Consider the following 14,024-nt stretch of genomic DNA (forward strand, 5'->3'; position numbering starts at 1 on the left):
CTGATCGCGATTTCAAAGGCACTGACGTTCAATATCTACAGGTTTATCAAACGGCACCGCTCCCTGATATTTTACTCGTTCCTACCGATCCAGCGTGGGAGTGCTTAGCGATATTTGCAGTTCGTTCAGTTATTCCATTTCATCCAAGTATTTCTCGGCATCCAGCGCCGCCATGCAGCCCGCGCCGGCCGAGGTAATGGCTTGTTTGTAAACGGCATCCATCACGTCGCCGGCCGCGAATACGCCCGGTACGCTGGTCGCGGTCGCGTTGCCTTGCAGGCCGGTTTTGACCTTGATGTAGCCGTGGTCCATCTCGAGTTGGCCTTGGAAAATGTCGGTATTGGGTGTATGACCGATCGCGATGAATACGCCGTGTACGTCCAAATTCTTGGTTTCGCCGGTCTTGGTGCTTTTGATTCGGATGCCGGTCACGCCCATGTCGTCGCCGAGCACTTCATCGAGTGTATGATCCCATTCGATCACGACATTGCCGTTTTTCGATTTTTCGATCAGTTTGTCGGACAGAATTTTTTCCGAACGGAATTTGTCGCGGCGATGTACGATCGTGACTTGCGAGGCGATGTTGGACAGGTAGAGGGCCTCTTCGACCGCGGTATTGCCGCCGCCGATGACTGCAACGGGTTTGTTTTTATAGAAGAAGCCGTCGCAGGTCGCGCAGGCAGATACGCCTTTGCCTTTAAAGGCTTCTTCGGATTCCATGCCTAAATATTTCGCCGAAGCGCCGGTGGCGATGATCAATGCGTCGCAGGTATAAACGCCGGAATCGCCGGTCAGTTTATAAGGGCGCGCCGATAAGTCGGCAGTATGGATATGGTCGAAAACAATTTCGGTGTTGAAGCGCTCGGCATGCTGACGCATTCTTTCCATCAGGTCGGGGCCTTGCAATCCTTCCACGTCGCCGGGCCAGTTATCGACGTCGGTTGTCGTCGTCAATTGACCGCCTTGCTGCATTCCGGTGATCATGACCGGGTTGAGATTGGCGCGTGCCGCATAGACGGCTGCGGTATAACCGGCGGGGCCGGAACCCAAAATCAAAAGGCGGCAATGTTTGGTGTCGGTCATTAAAATGTCTCCTGCAATTGAACTGTATCGAAAATAGGCCGATTATAACTGTCCGAATAACTTCTGTCTGTAATGCTAATTGGTTTGCAGTTAGCAGTTAGCAGTTAGCAGTGAATAGTGAATAGTGAATAGTGAATAGTGAATAGTGAATAGTGAATAGTGAATAGTGAATCGGCGCTTCTATGTATGGCCGGCTATTTGCTTTCCATTGTCTTGATGAAAGCGTTTGCTTCGTTGATCGACTTTTCCATTGCGGTAATCAGTGCCGAGACGTCCGATTGTATCGACCCCAATTCGCCTTTGAGCGAGGCGATTGCCTGCGCGTTCAGATTATGCTTTAAGTACATCACCTGGTCCTTGAACACCGACAAGACCGGCTCGATTCGGGATTCGGCCTGTTTCATCGCGCTAATCAGTTGTTGATAATGCACCTTTGTCGCATCGAGTTTTTGCTGGCTGTTTCGTTTTAGCGCAGCGCTGCTGTATTCTCCGATTTCCTGTTCCCACTCGCGGAATAGCGCGCCGGATACGTCCTCGATGTCGCGAATACGTTTGTTGACTTCATTGGCTTTTTTTACACTGGCTTCGTATTCGCCGTTAAGCTTTTTATAAGTGGACTCGAGATTGCCGCCTTTAAAGTCGGTCAATGCGGTAAATTGCTCCAGAGCAGATTTAAATTGTTCCTTGGTTTCCTCTTGCGTGTCACGGGCTTTCTCGACGCGGTGTACCATAACATCCCGCTTCGGAATGCCGATTTTTTCGAGGCCGCTGTAATACAGGCTAGAGCAGGCCGACAGACTCATGAATACCATAGCGGCGATCAAACGATATAAAAGGGTCATAGTTTTCTCCATTAATGAGTTTTTTTGCGCGCGTTCCCAAGCTCTTGCTTGGGAACGCAGTACGAGAAGCTCCAGCTTCATGAAACCGGTAAGCAGAAGCTTACGTGAAGGGTTTCCTAAACCGGAGTTTGGGAAGCAGTGGCGGAGGCCTAAATACTCATAAGCGCCATCTTAGTGCCTATACTATAGTGTATTTATAGCTTTATTCGTCATATCGGCATGGATTGCCTACATGAGTGTGAAGCTAGGCATTGCCATCCGTGGCCCTGGATTCCGCCAATCCCTGGCGGAATGATGCGTTCCTTCCTTAAGTTGGCGCCTATGACCTCATTGCCATTAAGTTAAGCCGTTCGTGGTGAGCCTGTCGAACCATGGACGGCTTAACTTATCGACCCAGGATTTTTCCATTCACCCTTCGACAGGCTCAGGGCGAACGGAAAAATCCTTAACTTAATGGCAGTGGCCTATGACCTGAATACTTACGATGAGTTTTTATTCGGTGTTTCATTTCAGGCTACCTCTACCGGCCAAGCCAATTTGCGCCATTATATTGAAAATACAAAGGAATTGATAATACGGTATAATTCGGCGTTTTTATTCCATCTTTCATTTATTGAACATCCATGTCAGAGTTACTTTCAGAACTGAACCGCAGACGCACCTTCGCGATTATTTCCCATCCCGACGCAGGTAAAACCACGATCACCGAAAAGTTATTGCTGTTCGGGGGCGCGATTCAGTTGGCCGGTTCCGTCAAGGGGCGCAAAGCGGCGCGTCATGCGACTTCGGACTGGATGGAAATGGAAAAAGAGCGGGGCATCTCGGTTACGACCTCGGTGATGCAGTTCGAGCATAACAACAGCATCATCAACTTACTCGATACGCCAGGACACGAAGATTTTTCCGAGGATACCTATCGCACCTTGACTGCGGTCGATTCGGCGTTGATGGTGATCGACGTCGCGAAAGGCGTCGAGGACAGAACGATCAAGTTGATGGAAGTCTGCCGTCTGCGCACGACGCCGATTTTGACCTTTATCAATAAATTGGATAGGGAAGGGCGCGAGCCGATCGAATTACTCGACGAAGTCGAGAGCGTCTTGCAAATCGAATGCGCGCCGATGACCTGGCCGATCGGCATGGGTAAACGCTTCAAAGGCGTTTATCATCTGTACAAGGATGAAATTCATTTGTTCAGTCCGCAGCACGGCGGGAAGATCGCTCAGGCTGAAGTGATCAAAGGACTCAATAATTATCACTTGGATGAGTTGCTGAAGGATCAGGCCGACGAATTGCGCGAGGAAATAGAGTTGGTCAAAGGCGCGAGTCACGAGTTCGACATGGATAAATATCTGAAGGGCGAACAGACGCCGGTTTTTTTCGGTTCGGCGATCAATAACTTCGGTATTCTCGAATTGCTCGATGCGTTTGCCGAGTACGCGCCGGCACCTTTGCCGCGAGAGACCGAACAGCGGGAAGTCCGTCCCGACGAGGATAAATTCACCGGCTTCGTCTTCAAAGTACAAGCCAATATGGACCCCGCGCACCGCGATCGCATCGCGTTTTTACGCGTATGCTCCGGAAAATTCGACAAAGGCATGAAGATCTATCATGTCCGTACGGGTAAAAATGTCCAGGTCGCGAATGCGCTGACTTTCCAGGCCGACAGCCGTAAAAACGTCGAAGAAGCCTATCCGGGCGATATCATCGGCCTTCACAATCACGGCACGATACAGGTCGGCGACACGTTCACGCAGGGCGAAACGCTCAAATACGGCGGCATACCGTATTTCGCCCCCGAACTCTTTAGGCGCGTCGTGTTGAAAGATCCGTTGCGCGCGAAGGCGCTGCAAAAAGGTCTGGTGCAATTGACCGAAGAGGGCGCGACGCAGTTGTTCAAACCGCTTAAGAACAACGACTTGATACTCGGCGCTGTCGGTGTGCTGCAGTTCGATGTGACCGCGCACCGGCTGAAGAACGAATACAATGTCGAATGCGTCTACGATAATGCGCCGATTTCGACGGTGCGCTGGGTCAGTTCCGATAAGCCGGCAAAACTCGAGGAATTCAAGAAAAAAGCTTTCGAGAACCTCGCCGAAGACGGCGGCGGTTTCTTGGTTTACGTTGCCAGCAGTCGCGTCAATCTGCAATTGACCGAGGAGCGTTGGCCGGATATCAAGTTTAGTGCGACGCGGGAGTTATGATTTAAATTCGGAGTCCTATTATGAAACGTTTCATATCGATTATTGGAATCTTTTTAGCCTTGATAGGGTTTTCCGCGCCCGTTTATTCGTGGGGGCCAGCTACACATGCCTATATAGGCGCAAGATTGGGCGAGAAAGGGATTTTGGGCGCAAACGTTTTATATGGTCAAATGGCGGGCGACGTTTTCAATTTAATGTACGACACCCCCATAGAGCAAATACAACATCTTTATGATGTTACTCACGGATTGACCGAACAAGGGCTAGATACGGTTTTTCCGGTACTTGACCTCGCCGAAACGAAACGCGAAAAAGCCGTTGCGTTGGGTTTTTTGGCTCATAACAATGTAAATGGTGCCGATGTTTATGCTCATGGCAATCCTTATAACGATCCGGAACGCTATGTTATCGCTAAGGCGCTTCAGTTAAGTGAAGTCTTGGCGTCCAGGTTGGCGCTTTTGGGGGGCGGGATTGCCGATGACATGTTGCTTGAGGTTTCGCATGTTTTTGTGGAATTCGCCGCCGATTTATTGATTCGGCAATATGACCGTGCGATCGGGGCTCGGATGATCGTAGCCGCTATTAGCCGGAATAGAGGGTTTCCGGATTTGTTGGTCAAGGCTTATGCCGAAAATTTTGCTGATACATTCGGATTCACGCATGATGAGGCGGCTTCGATTATCGTTGCCGAGGAGGCTAAATTTCGAAGATTGGCAATCAGGTACGGCATGATAATGCAATACAGCAATCGTAAGGCTCAAACGGAATTAGCGGGGTTGTTGGCTGAAATTGCTCCGCGCTTGATGGAAGGTTACGGTTTAGACGTTCCTTCTGCCATGTTGTTGCCGATCATACAGTTTGGCATTGGGGAGGCCCTTGAGTTATGTAAGGATGATTTGTTACCCGAGGTTGAAAATACCATTGAGGCGCTCAGAGCGATCGATTGGCATCACAGGTAATGGACATGGGTCAGTGTTTTACTCTCTTTCGCAAAAAGACAAACGCTAGTGGCAAAGCCTTGAAGGGGCGGGTTATTCTTGGCGGGGCGGGTTATTTAACCCGTCCCCAACGTTTTGATTTGCTTTGGCCGCTGTCGAAACGTTTAGGATGGGGTTGCAAGCTCCGTCCTGCCAATGTTGGCCGGATATCAAGTTTAGTGCGACGCATGATCTGTAACATCGCTTAGGGTTTGGTTTAAGACAAGATATGAAATTCGCCATTCAAATCAACAGTAGCCCGACTGGTTCAGGCAGTGCCTATCATGCTTACCGATTCGTTTGCTCAGTATTGGCCGAAGGGCACTCGGTATTTCGCATATTTTTTTATCATGAAGGAATTTATCATGCCTTCAACTATGCGATGCCTCCCGATGACGAACTTAATTTTCCGAAGCTGTGGAGTGCGTTGGTAAAACAATACGCAATCGATCTGGTGGTTTGCATTTCCGCTGCGCAAAGGCGCGGATTGCTGCATACCGACGAAGCTAGCCGAGTCGGCAAACAGGATGGCGATTTAGCCGACGGTTTTCGGATTTCCGGTTTAGGGCAATGGGTCGAAGCAACTCTACAAGCGGACCGTTGCATCGTATTCGGGTAGTTTATGCATAAGAAATTTCTGTTTGTCTTGCGTAAACCTCCTTTCAATGGCGTTTCGATGCAGGAAACATTGGATAGCGTATTGACGATCGCGGCATTCGATCAAGCGGTTAGCTTATTGTTGCTGGACGATGGCGTATTTCAATTGAAGAATGGACAGCAGCCGGATCGCTTTGGCATGAAGGATACCGCGGCTGTGTTTGGTGCGTTGGAAATTTACGATATTCACGACATACGGGTCGAAGTTGAGTCTTTGCAGGAGCGCGGCTTGAAGCCTCGCGATTTATGCCTGCCGGTGCGAGAGATCTATCGCAAAGATGTGGCCGGATATATGAAGGAATTCGATGTGGTTCTTGCAGGCTAATTTCAGCGTTCTAATGCTTCAACGCTACCGAACCCGCTTTAACGTAACATGGGCAAGCGCCGTGACGCTGGAGCATCTATAGCGAGTTGTCATGCGGAGTGTTCTTCGATCGTAGGATGCGCGCTGCGCGCCTTCTTCTAAAAATGATATTTAAGCTGAAAGCGTACATGGTCGTCGGCGCTGAACATGATTAACGGGTCGGTGACCGGGATGCCGCGAAATAGACGAACTTGAATGTCTGCGGTCCAATCGTTGCCGATGCGCCGACTGGCTTCGATGTTGTATATTTTAGAGTTTTGGGTGCGGTCGAAAATGACGCCGGCAAGCAATTGGGTGTTTTGAATATCGTTAAAGCCCAGGCGAACTGCGGCTAAGAAGTCGTCTTGAAATAAGGCTTGTTGTGTCAATGCCTGAAAATTATTGTAGCCACGGCTGTCGTACATGTACTCCGCTATCAGACCTAGGTCGACGCCCGATTCGAAGAGGTCGAAGAATGTATATTCGACGCCGCCGGTCGCAGCATAAAATCGGTCTCCTTGTCCCGAGCGCATTAACGCTTCGAGCTTCCATAACCAGCTGCCTTTGATCGTTTGGACATCGATGCTGGTTTGATTGATGTTTTCATAAAGCGGGATGATTCGTTCAATTTCGCCTAACTGATTGAAGCGAGGCAGCATCGTCGGTTGGCGGGCGGTGCCGTAAAAATGTGCGAGTCCGACATCCCAATCCCCGAAAGAATGAGAATATCTGCCGGCGTAAGCCAAGTGTTTTTCGACGCCTTCTCTTTCAAATTGGGCGTCTCCGACTGAGGTTACCGGGTGCGTTCTTAAGCGGCCTTCGTGTCCGGCAAATGTTCTTTCGCGGAAGCCGGTTAGTAAGAACAAATCGATGGTGCCCCAGTCTTGAATCAAGGCTAGGTTAATCATCGGTTGCCCGAGTTTTTGTTCGCCGTCGATGTTTTCGACAAAGTCGGTTTGATTGATGATGTCGATCAGATGAAAGCCTTCGGTGACGCCCCAAAATACTTGACGGAAGCCGACCCGCAGTTCCCAGTCGGCAGCGGCTTTTAGCCACGTCAGTTCGCGGATATCGAAATGGGTACGGCGGCTGTCGTGTTGGGAGTAGCGATAAAAGGGCGAGAAGGTAAAGCTTTGCGATCCGTTATCCCAGCTTCGATAGAGTTCGGGGTTTATCGCGCCGGAAATATAGTGGCTATGTTGTTGGTTGTCTAGTGGGGTTTGAAAAAAGCCTAGGCTTTCCACTTCGGCATAGCCGGAAATTTCCCAATCGGATATCAAGTCGTTAAAAAACGATTCGTCGCTCGATGCGCCGATGCGGTTTTCTTTGAAATTCCCAGGATACGAGTCGTTTATTGATTGTTGGGGGGCGGTTAAATCGTATTTATGGAGTTCGCTATTTGAGTGCGCATAATTCGATGGCTCGAAGGTATTTGGGGTTTGTTTCCGGGTTAAAGTCGATTCGTCTGTTAGGGTAATTTGGCTCGAGCCGTGAGCGGTTGATTTAATATCGATTGTGTATGCGTGTATGCTGGCTTGATTTTTTAAGTCGAAGACAAGCCGGAAATCGTTTTTATTTCGAGGCGCGCTGCGTAAGCGTTGAAAATAGGGATGATCGGCAGATGGCTGGCTAAGCGGTGCCGAAGGTTTCAGGTTTTTTACATCGAGTACGAGACGAGGCGGATTGTCGATTAGAAAGGCCTTGAGTTCGGGCGTTTTCTGGTTTCCACGGTCTTCCGTATGAACGATGCTAAGATCTATCACGGCTTGACGGGATGATGATTGGTAATCGATCGAATCCAGCACTACTTGTTGTGCATCAGCTTCCGAAAATGCCAAGCAAGTTGCCAAGCTGATATATTTAAGTCGGGTGTTGCGCATAAGATTTTAAGTGTTGTTGCCTAATATGCTTCTTGTGTTCGCTTGTATCGTAATTGCTTAGCCCACCCTTTATTGTTTCTGGCTCCCACGGTCCTCCGCTCGCCGTATACTTGGAAGCGGTGCTGTTTGATAAAGCTGCGGATATTGAACATCAGTGGCTTCGAAATCGCGACGAAGGCGTCGCTCCCACAAGGGGGTGGGGTGCTCTGTGGGAGCGATCCCCAGATCGCGATTTCGAAGTCGGGAACGTTGGGCGACAAAAAATGGTATCGAGGTCTCATTGGTTAAGATTTGCAAAAGGGTAATTTTTGACTTATGTATAACGATGAGCGGTCCTCCGTGGGAACGAGGTCAGTAACGGTTTACGTTAACTTAATGGTAGTGACGCAGAGCTTGGGAGCACTGGGAATTACGACAACAATTTAAATAATGGCGCTAATTCGCTAATTTTATACGATTTCCAAGCATACTCGGCAAAGTATAATTGAAATCTAGCGCGCGCGCCTTAAAGTATTTTGATCGAAATCGCGCTCGGTGAGTCCCGTGCGAAATTCGATGTTCTCGATCGATAGGCTGGTGCTTTTGCCGTTTTGATGATTGGTCATCAACATATCGTGCGCTCGCCAGTATTGGTTTAGGTGTTGGCGATAATCTTTGTTCTCGAGCGTCTTCAATAAGGCGTTTCTTCTGTCGTAATATTCTACTTTTATTGGAATATAGCGTTCTTTGTCTATCCACGATATCTGCCGGGTATATCCGGAATGTTGATATTGAGGGGCAAGTTCGACAACGAAGCAATCAATGCCGTCTACTGTTTCGTCACGAAGGTAGCGGTACTCATATTTCGGAATTTCAAACGATGTCAAATCCTCGAATGCAAATTCGCTGCCGAGAAAGGGGCCCGATTTGTTGTTCGACGAAATACGTCTAACTCTTCTCAATGCCGGTAAATATAGCCATTGATCGTCCGGTTCGAGTGCATGGGTATAACTTAAAAAAGCAGTTCCTCGCACATCGCCCGGGCTATCGAAAATAGTCAGGCTTTTGTCTCCGTCGCCGGAGACTTCTAACGTGTTGATTCTAAGTAAGCGAACGGCTTCGCTCCCGCTTCGGGTTCTTAGGATCATTTTCATTTCGGCTTGGCTGTCTTGCCAGCCTTTATCGCGTTTGACCATTTCTTCGATGATTTGCAAGCCTTTTTCTTGATCGCTTTGCGCTAGGCACGGCGATGTAATGAAGAAAAGACCAAGTAATAAAAGTATGTTTCTCATGTTTAATGCCAAGGTTAGTTTTTGAATAAATCCAGGTTATATACTTTGTTCGTCAAAGACCCGGTGCCTAAAGCTATCAACCTGAAAAGAGCAGTTGGCATGTGTTGTAGACCGTTCGTACTGAGCCAAGTCGAAACATGAAGGGTCTACAACACTTTCACCGGTCTGGTGAAGCCTCAAACTACCCTTCACCTTTCGACAGGGTTCTCCTGAGCGTGGCCGAAGGGGCTCTCCTGAGCGTAGCCGAAGGGCTTAGGGCGAACGGTAGTTTGAGGCTCTCAACTGCTCTTTTTAGGATCAAAGATCATTAATCATAGTTCATAATCTAGGGAATTTAGTTGATACGTAATGCCATTCGAAGCTAGTCGGCCTGGTTGCGGTATTGTCCGGGGGATATTTTTGATCTGCGATGGGTATAACACCGTCCCCAAAGTTTCGGTATGCCCTAAATGATCCGGTATACTTTGGCTATACTCGAAACGTTTAGAACGGGTCCTTGGCAAGGGGTAAATTATTAAATAAACCTGACCTCTTTTTTGGCACGCTTCGTGGCCCATCCTACACGTGACGGCTACCAGCGTTATCCTGAATAGTTACAAATCGGCAATAATTAGGATTACCGGATGAATCTGATTAATTTTTGCATTACAACGTCATTCATTTCGAAATAGGGGAGAATAATCATGCCTGCAAACCGACTTGTACTAACCCGTATTGACGGGGAGATTAAGGAAGAGGCAGCTGCTGTACTGGCGGCTATGGGGCTTACAGTGTCAGATGCCGTGCGGCTTTTACTGACCAAGATTGCTCGAGAACATGTTTTGCCGTTCGATCCGTTCATTCCCAATGACACTACCATCGCCGCCATGAAAGAGGCTCGTGCGGGTAATCTACCTAGCGCCAACAGCATCGCAGGCTTGAAAGCAGCCCTTAATGCGGACGATTGAATGGACAAGCCAATTCAAGCGTGATTACAAGCGCGAAAGTAAAGGTCGGCATCGCACCACACTTGATGTGTCTTGTTTCCGATTGTGGATTGTCTTGCAAATGACCGGCTTCTGGAGTCGCGTCACCAAGACCATGCTCTTTCCGGAAATTGGAAAGATTACCGTGATTGTCACATCAAACCAGATTTGGTATTGATCTATCAGAAACCGGACGAAGCGACTGTTCGGCTTGTCCGACTCGGTTCGCACAGTGAACTCGGGCTTTTGTAATTTAACGCGCCCAAACTTTACGCAAGCTGGAGCTCTCTCTCCGCTATACACATCGATAGGCTAACCAAGTCTTTTGGCAGCACACTAAGACGTAATACGCTAAAGGTATCGCGCCGTTGTATTATAAATCCCATGTTAAATTAAACGGGTGGATACGACGGGCGCGCTTACGTCATCTCCACCCGATATTGCTGTCCATGCGCCACCGATTTTTTATTTGACTCCAAATATTACGGTGTCAAAAAATTTTACACTGTTGTGTTAAGTATTTACCGTAAGCGGTAGTTTGCCAAACAGCAGGTAGCCTATAATTCTAGTGAGGTTCTATTTGCCCCCTTACCTTTTTATCTTGACTGATAGTCTCGTGTTTCTTCACCGTTCTTGGAACGAAAAACCATGTGCAGAATAAACCCCGGAGTCGATTTCGCCTTCAAAAAACTATTCGGCAGCGAAGAAAACAAAGACTTACTGATCTCGCTGATCAATGCGATCGTCTCCGAAGAGGATAGGGTGGCCGAAGTCGAGCTGAAAAACCCCTACAACCTAGCGTATTACTAGGCCGGAAAAATCTCGATTCTGGACATCAAGGCGAAAAGCGAGAAAGGGCGTTGGTTTAATGTGGAAATGCAAATCAGCTAAGACTACAACTTCGACAAGCGCGCGATTTACTACTGGGCGAAGCTGGTGACAGAACAGCTCAGCGAAGGCATGATGTTTCGTGAACTTAAAAAAACCATCAGCATCAATATCCTGGACTTCAATTTCATCCCAAGCGCACCGGCACTGCCATTAAGTTAAGCCGTTCGTGGTGAGTCTGTCGAACCATGGACGGCTTAACTTATCGACCCAGGATTTTTCCATTCACCCTTCGACAGGCTCCTTTGGTTATACTCGAAGCGTTTAGAGCGGGTCCTTGGGAAGGGATAAATTATTAAATAAACCTGACCCCTTTTTCTACCTTTTTTGCCTTTTTTGAAAAAGCTTTTTGGCCGAAGCATTGCTGCGGTAGAATCATCGGACGCATCTAACCAGACAGAGGAGATACTGCATGCATTCCGCTATCCAGCAATATCAGCCCGCCATCGCCGAACTGTGCCGGCGTTACCACGTTCGCAAACTGGAGGTGTTCGGTTCTGCCGCGCGCGGTAACGATTTCGATCCAGCCTTGAGCGATGCCGATTTTTTGGTGGAATTTGCCAGCGAAGGACAAGCGCCCTCCTTGCATACCTTTTTTGGCTTACGTCGGGAACTGGAACAACTGATTGGCCGTGAGGTGGATCTGGCCGAAACCGCTGCTCTCCGCAACCCTTACGTGCGCGCCAAAATCGAACAAAGCCGAGAGTTGGTTTATGCAGCGTGATGCCCGCGCCTTTTTGTGGGACGCCCACTCCGCAGCCGAAGCCACTCTGGAATTTGTGGCCGGTAAAACGTATACAGACTACTCCGGTGATCGCCTACTATGCGACAACTGCGTTGACATTTACCGGGTTCGATAAAACACTCGTTTTTTCGAACCCATGAAAAGAGTAAGTAAACGGCAAAATTACCTAGTTGAATTCTTGATTGATTTGAGTAATTAGCTAGACTAGACTAGGTTCTTTAAGGGGAATGTAATGCAAACTGTAAATATGTTACAAGCCAAGTCTTCTCTGTCCCGCTTAGTAGAAGCCATTGAGCAAGGGCAAGAGCGAGAAATCGTGATTGCCAGGAATGGTCGCCCAGCTGCTAAGCTTGTTCCGATAGATGCTGCGCCATCCGAGAAGCGGATTGGAGTAGCAAAAGGCTTGTTCGTGGTGCCGGACAGCATTGATACATATAACGACGAAGTGGCTCGGTTGTTCATGGACGAGGTGCAGAATTGAATCTGCTGCTGGATACTCACGTTGCACTATGGGCTATCACGGATAACTCAAAACTGTCACAAAAGGCGCGTGAATTGATTGTATCGCCCAAAGCAACCGTTTGGGTCAGCGCGGCGAATGTCTGGGAAATTGCAATCAAGCACTCACTAGGGCGAGGCGACATGCCGGTTTCTGGCCGAGACGCGATGCGCTATTTTCAGGAATCCGGATATCGCTTCCTTGCTGTCGAGGCGGAACATACGATAGCGGTCGAAGAACTGCCTTTACATCACCAAGACCCGTTCGACCGCATACTTGTCGCTCAGGCGCTTGTAGAGCCGATGCGTTTAATGACCCACGATCCTTTGGTAGCGCTCTATAACGACACAATTATCAAGATTTAAACTGGATTAGAGAAAAAGGCAGAAAAAAGGGGGGGCAGGATAAAATTATTAATTCAACCTGACCCTTTTTTCCCCTATATGTTTACCTGATTAGCAAGATGCTTCAGCTTGCCGAGGCCAAGTTTCCGAGCAAGGATCAGTCGTAGTCGCAAAAACTAAAATATGCTGTTACCCAAGCTCTAGCTTGGGTAACCTGTTCAGGAAGCTCTAGCTTCCCGAAAATCAAGAAAGATTGAACGAGCGAGTCGGGTTTGATTCAGAATGTGCGGAGGTTGTGTCGGTCTCAGGAAGCTCTTGCCCTGAGCATGTCGAAGCTGGAGCTTCCGGGGTGTCTTTCCCAAGCTGGAGCTTGGGAAAGAGCGAAGGATGTGAATCGAAGGATGGCTTGCGAGCATTGTTGCCTTGATAGGGTGGCAAACATGAAATTATTGGCCAATCGATAGGATTAACAATGATGTCATCGTGATTTTGGGCAAGGCAGGGCATAGCCGGTTCGTGAGAAGGCGAATTTTCCTTATATGGTGTCAGAAAATTTTACACTCTAGCCGGCCTCTAAACGATTATCGTCTTTTGATGTTTTGCGTGCTGGAGGAAACTTGGCTTGGCATTTTCACTGGATGTTTATGCGTGGCCTCTATTTTAAGACCTTGAGTACGGCTTATTTAACCCGTCCCCAACTTTTCGGTAAGCTATGGCTATACTCGAAACGTTTAGAGCGGGTCCCTTGACAAAAGGGGTAAATGATTAAATGAACCTGACCCCTTTTTCCCGAGCAAGGATCAGTCTTAGTCGCAAAAACTAAAATATGCTGTTACCCAAGCTCTAGCTTGGGTAACCTGTTCAGGAAGCTCTAGCTTCCCGAAAATCAAGAAAGATTGAACGAGCGAGTCGGGTTTGATTCAGAATGTGCGGAGGTTGTGTCGGTCTCAGGATGCTGGAGCTTCCGGGGTGTCTTTCCCAAGCTGGAGAGGCTGTGAAAGTATTGATGAATGCATCATAATAAAATTTATTAACCTTGTAGACAATGAAGAAAAATCCTATAAAATCAACAATCTAATTCTTCATGCTCTTCATGGTTATTTTATAATATTGAATACTTTCACAGTCTTTGGAGCTTGGGAAATAGCGTGATGTGGGTTGGCCGTTTTTAGCTTGACGCGCATGGCTTGCGAATCCCGTCCTGCTAGGGGATATACTGATCTTTGGGCTTTAGCTGAAGAAACTTGCTAATCAGGTATGTTTAAACAAGTGCTTGTAATTTGGCTTTCAGTTCTGTTGCAAAGCTAAATAGTCGGTCAAAGGGAC

The 14,024-nt window shown here is 48.2% G+C and carries 13 protein-coding genes and 1 pseudogene; 10 read left to right on the forward strand and 4 right to left on the reverse strand.

Annotation, left to right across the window (positions count from 1 at the left end; genetic code table 11):
* Positions 1–129: 129 nt before the first annotated feature.
* Positions 130–1,083, reverse strand: a complete 954-nt coding sequence (gene trxB / locus METBU_RS0122270; protein WP_017842723.1) for a thioredoxin-disulfide reductase — start codon at positions 1,081–1,083, stop codon at positions 130–132.
* Positions 1,084–1,277: 194 nt separating this feature from the next.
* Positions 1,278–1,925, reverse strand: a complete 648-nt coding sequence (locus tag METBU_RS0122275) for a DUF2959 domain-containing protein (protein WP_026130387.1) — start codon at positions 1,923–1,925, stop codon at positions 1,278–1,280.
* A 623-nt stretch (positions 1,926–2,548) separates the two neighbouring features.
* On the opposite strand from METBU_RS0122275, the gene METBU_RS0122280 reads away from it, so the two are divergent.
* The 4 genes from METBU_RS0122280 (at position 2,549) to tusC (ending at position 6,088) form a co-directional block, all read left to right on the forward strand.
* On the forward strand, positions 2,549–4,129 hold the full coding sequence (locus tag METBU_RS0122280) for a peptide chain release factor 3 (RefSeq protein WP_017842725.1): 1,581 nt from the start codon (positions 2,549–2,551) through the stop codon (positions 4,127–4,129).
* Positions 4,130–4,149: 20 nt separating this feature from the next.
* Positions 4,150–5,088 (forward strand): hypothetical protein, encoded by a 939-nt coding sequence (locus METBU_RS0122285; RefSeq protein ID WP_017842726.1) that lies wholly within the window; start codon positions 4,150–4,152, stop codon positions 5,086–5,088.
* A gap of 247 nt (positions 5,089–5,335) precedes the next feature.
* On the forward strand, positions 5,336–5,725 hold the full coding sequence (gene tusD, locus METBU_RS0122290) for a sulfurtransferase complex subunit TusD (protein WP_017842727.1): 390 nt from the start codon (positions 5,336–5,338) through the stop codon (positions 5,723–5,725).
* Between the two features lie 3 nt (positions 5,726–5,728).
* The gene (gene tusC / locus METBU_RS0122295) at positions 5,729–6,088 is read left to right on the forward strand and encodes a sulfurtransferase complex subunit TusC (RefSeq protein WP_017842728.1); all 360 of its coding nucleotides are present in this window, start codon (positions 5,729–5,731) and stop codon (positions 6,086–6,088) included.
* Positions 6,089–6,225: 137 nt separating this feature from the next.
* Here the strand turns inward: tusC and METBU_RS0122300 are convergent, their stop codons facing one another.
* Both METBU_RS0122300 and METBU_RS0122305 read right to left on the reverse strand, forming a co-directional pair.
* Positions 6,226–7,986, reverse strand: coding sequence for an AMIN domain-containing protein (locus METBU_RS0122300; protein WP_017842729.1), 1,761 nt, complete (start codon positions 7,984–7,986; stop codon positions 6,226–6,228).
* 491 nt (positions 7,987–8,477) lie between these two features.
* Positions 8,478–9,257 (reverse strand): outer membrane lipoprotein-sorting protein, encoded by a 780-nt coding sequence (locus METBU_RS0122305; RefSeq protein ID WP_017842730.1) that lies wholly within the window; start codon positions 9,255–9,257, stop codon positions 8,478–8,480.
* Positions 9,258–9,940: 683 nt separating this feature from the next.
* Here METBU_RS0122305 and METBU_RS0122310 point away from each other — a divergent pair.
* The 6 genes and pseudogenes from METBU_RS0122310 to METBU_RS0122335 all read left to right on the forward strand — a co-directional run bounded on the left by METBU_RS0122310 (position 9,941) and on the right by METBU_RS0122335 (position 12,719).
* Positions 9,941–10,204, forward strand: coding sequence for a type II toxin-antitoxin system RelB/DinJ family antitoxin (locus METBU_RS0122310; protein WP_017842731.1), 264 nt, complete (start codon positions 9,941–9,943; stop codon positions 10,202–10,204).
* An 84-nt stretch (positions 10,205–10,288) separates the two neighbouring features.
* Positions 10,289–10,474 (forward strand): type II toxin-antitoxin system YafQ family toxin, encoded by a 186-nt coding sequence (locus METBU_RS27000; protein ID WP_235726440.1) that lies wholly within the window; start codon positions 10,289–10,291, stop codon positions 10,472–10,474.
* Between the two features lie 396 nt (positions 10,475–10,870).
* Positions 10,871–11,272 (forward strand): annotated as a pseudogene (locus METBU_RS27825) (Rpn family recombination-promoting nuclease/putative transposase).
* A 250-nt stretch (positions 11,273–11,522) separates the two neighbouring features.
* A complete protein-coding gene (locus METBU_RS0122325) occupies positions 11,523–11,834 on the forward strand; it encodes a nucleotidyltransferase family protein (RefSeq protein WP_017842734.1) in 312 nt (103 codons plus the stop codon).
* A gap of 253 nt (positions 11,835–12,087) precedes the next feature.
* Positions 12,088–12,336 carry a type II toxin-antitoxin system Phd/YefM family antitoxin gene (locus tag METBU_RS0122330; RefSeq protein WP_017842735.1) on the forward strand — a complete coding sequence of 83 codons (249 nt, stop codon included), beginning with the start codon at positions 12,088–12,090 and terminating at the stop codon, positions 12,334–12,336.
* Entirely contained in the window at positions 12,333–12,719 is a 387-nt protein-coding gene (locus tag METBU_RS0122335) for a type II toxin-antitoxin system VapC family toxin (RefSeq protein WP_017842736.1), read from the forward strand. The genes METBU_RS0122330 and METBU_RS0122335 overlap by 4 nt, the downstream gene beginning before the upstream one ends.
* Positions 12,720–14,024 lie beyond the last annotated feature (1,305 nt).

The sequence above is a fragment of the Methylotuvimicrobium buryatense 5G genome, assembly GCF_000341735.1.
In the GTDB taxonomy this organism is placed as follows: Bacteria; Pseudomonadota; Gammaproteobacteria; order Methylococcales; family Methylomonadaceae; genus Methylotuvimicrobium; species Methylotuvimicrobium buryatense.

Coding starts and splice junctions, on each gene's coding strand:
- trxB (WP_017842723.1), bottom strand. CDS start 1,083: ATGACCGACACCAAACATTGCCGCCTTTTGATTTTGGGTTCCGGCCCC.
- METBU_RS0122275 (WP_026130387.1), bottom strand. CDS start 1,925: ATGACCCTTTTATATCGTTTGATCGCCGCTATGGTATTCATGAGTCTG.
- METBU_RS0122280 (WP_017842725.1), top strand. CDS start 2,549: ATGTCAGAGTTACTTTCAGAACTGAACCGCAGACGCACCTTCGCGATT.
- METBU_RS0122285 (WP_017842726.1), top strand. CDS start 4,150: ATGAAACGTTTCATATCGATTATTGGAATCTTTTTAGCCTTGATAGGG.
- tusD (WP_017842727.1), top strand. CDS start 5,336: ATGAAATTCGCCATTCAAATCAACAGTAGCCCGACTGGTTCAGGCAGT.
- tusC (WP_017842728.1), top strand. CDS start 5,729: ATGCATAAGAAATTTCTGTTTGTCTTGCGTAAACCTCCTTTCAATGGC.
- METBU_RS0122300 (WP_017842729.1), bottom strand. CDS start 7,986: ATGCGCAACACCCGACTTAAATATATCAGCTTGGCAACTTGCTTGGCA.
- METBU_RS0122305 (WP_017842730.1), bottom strand. CDS start 9,257: ATGAGAAACATACTTTTATTACTTGGTCTTTTCTTCATTACATCGCCG.
- METBU_RS0122310 (WP_017842731.1), top strand. CDS start 9,941: ATGCCTGCAAACCGACTTGTACTAACCCGTATTGACGGGGAGATTAAG.
- METBU_RS0122325 (WP_017842734.1), top strand. CDS start 11,523: ATGCATTCCGCTATCCAGCAATATCAGCCCGCCATCGCCGAACTGTGC.
- METBU_RS0122330 (WP_017842735.1), top strand. CDS start 12,088: ATGCAAACTGTAAATATGTTACAAGCCAAGTCTTCTCTGTCCCGCTTA.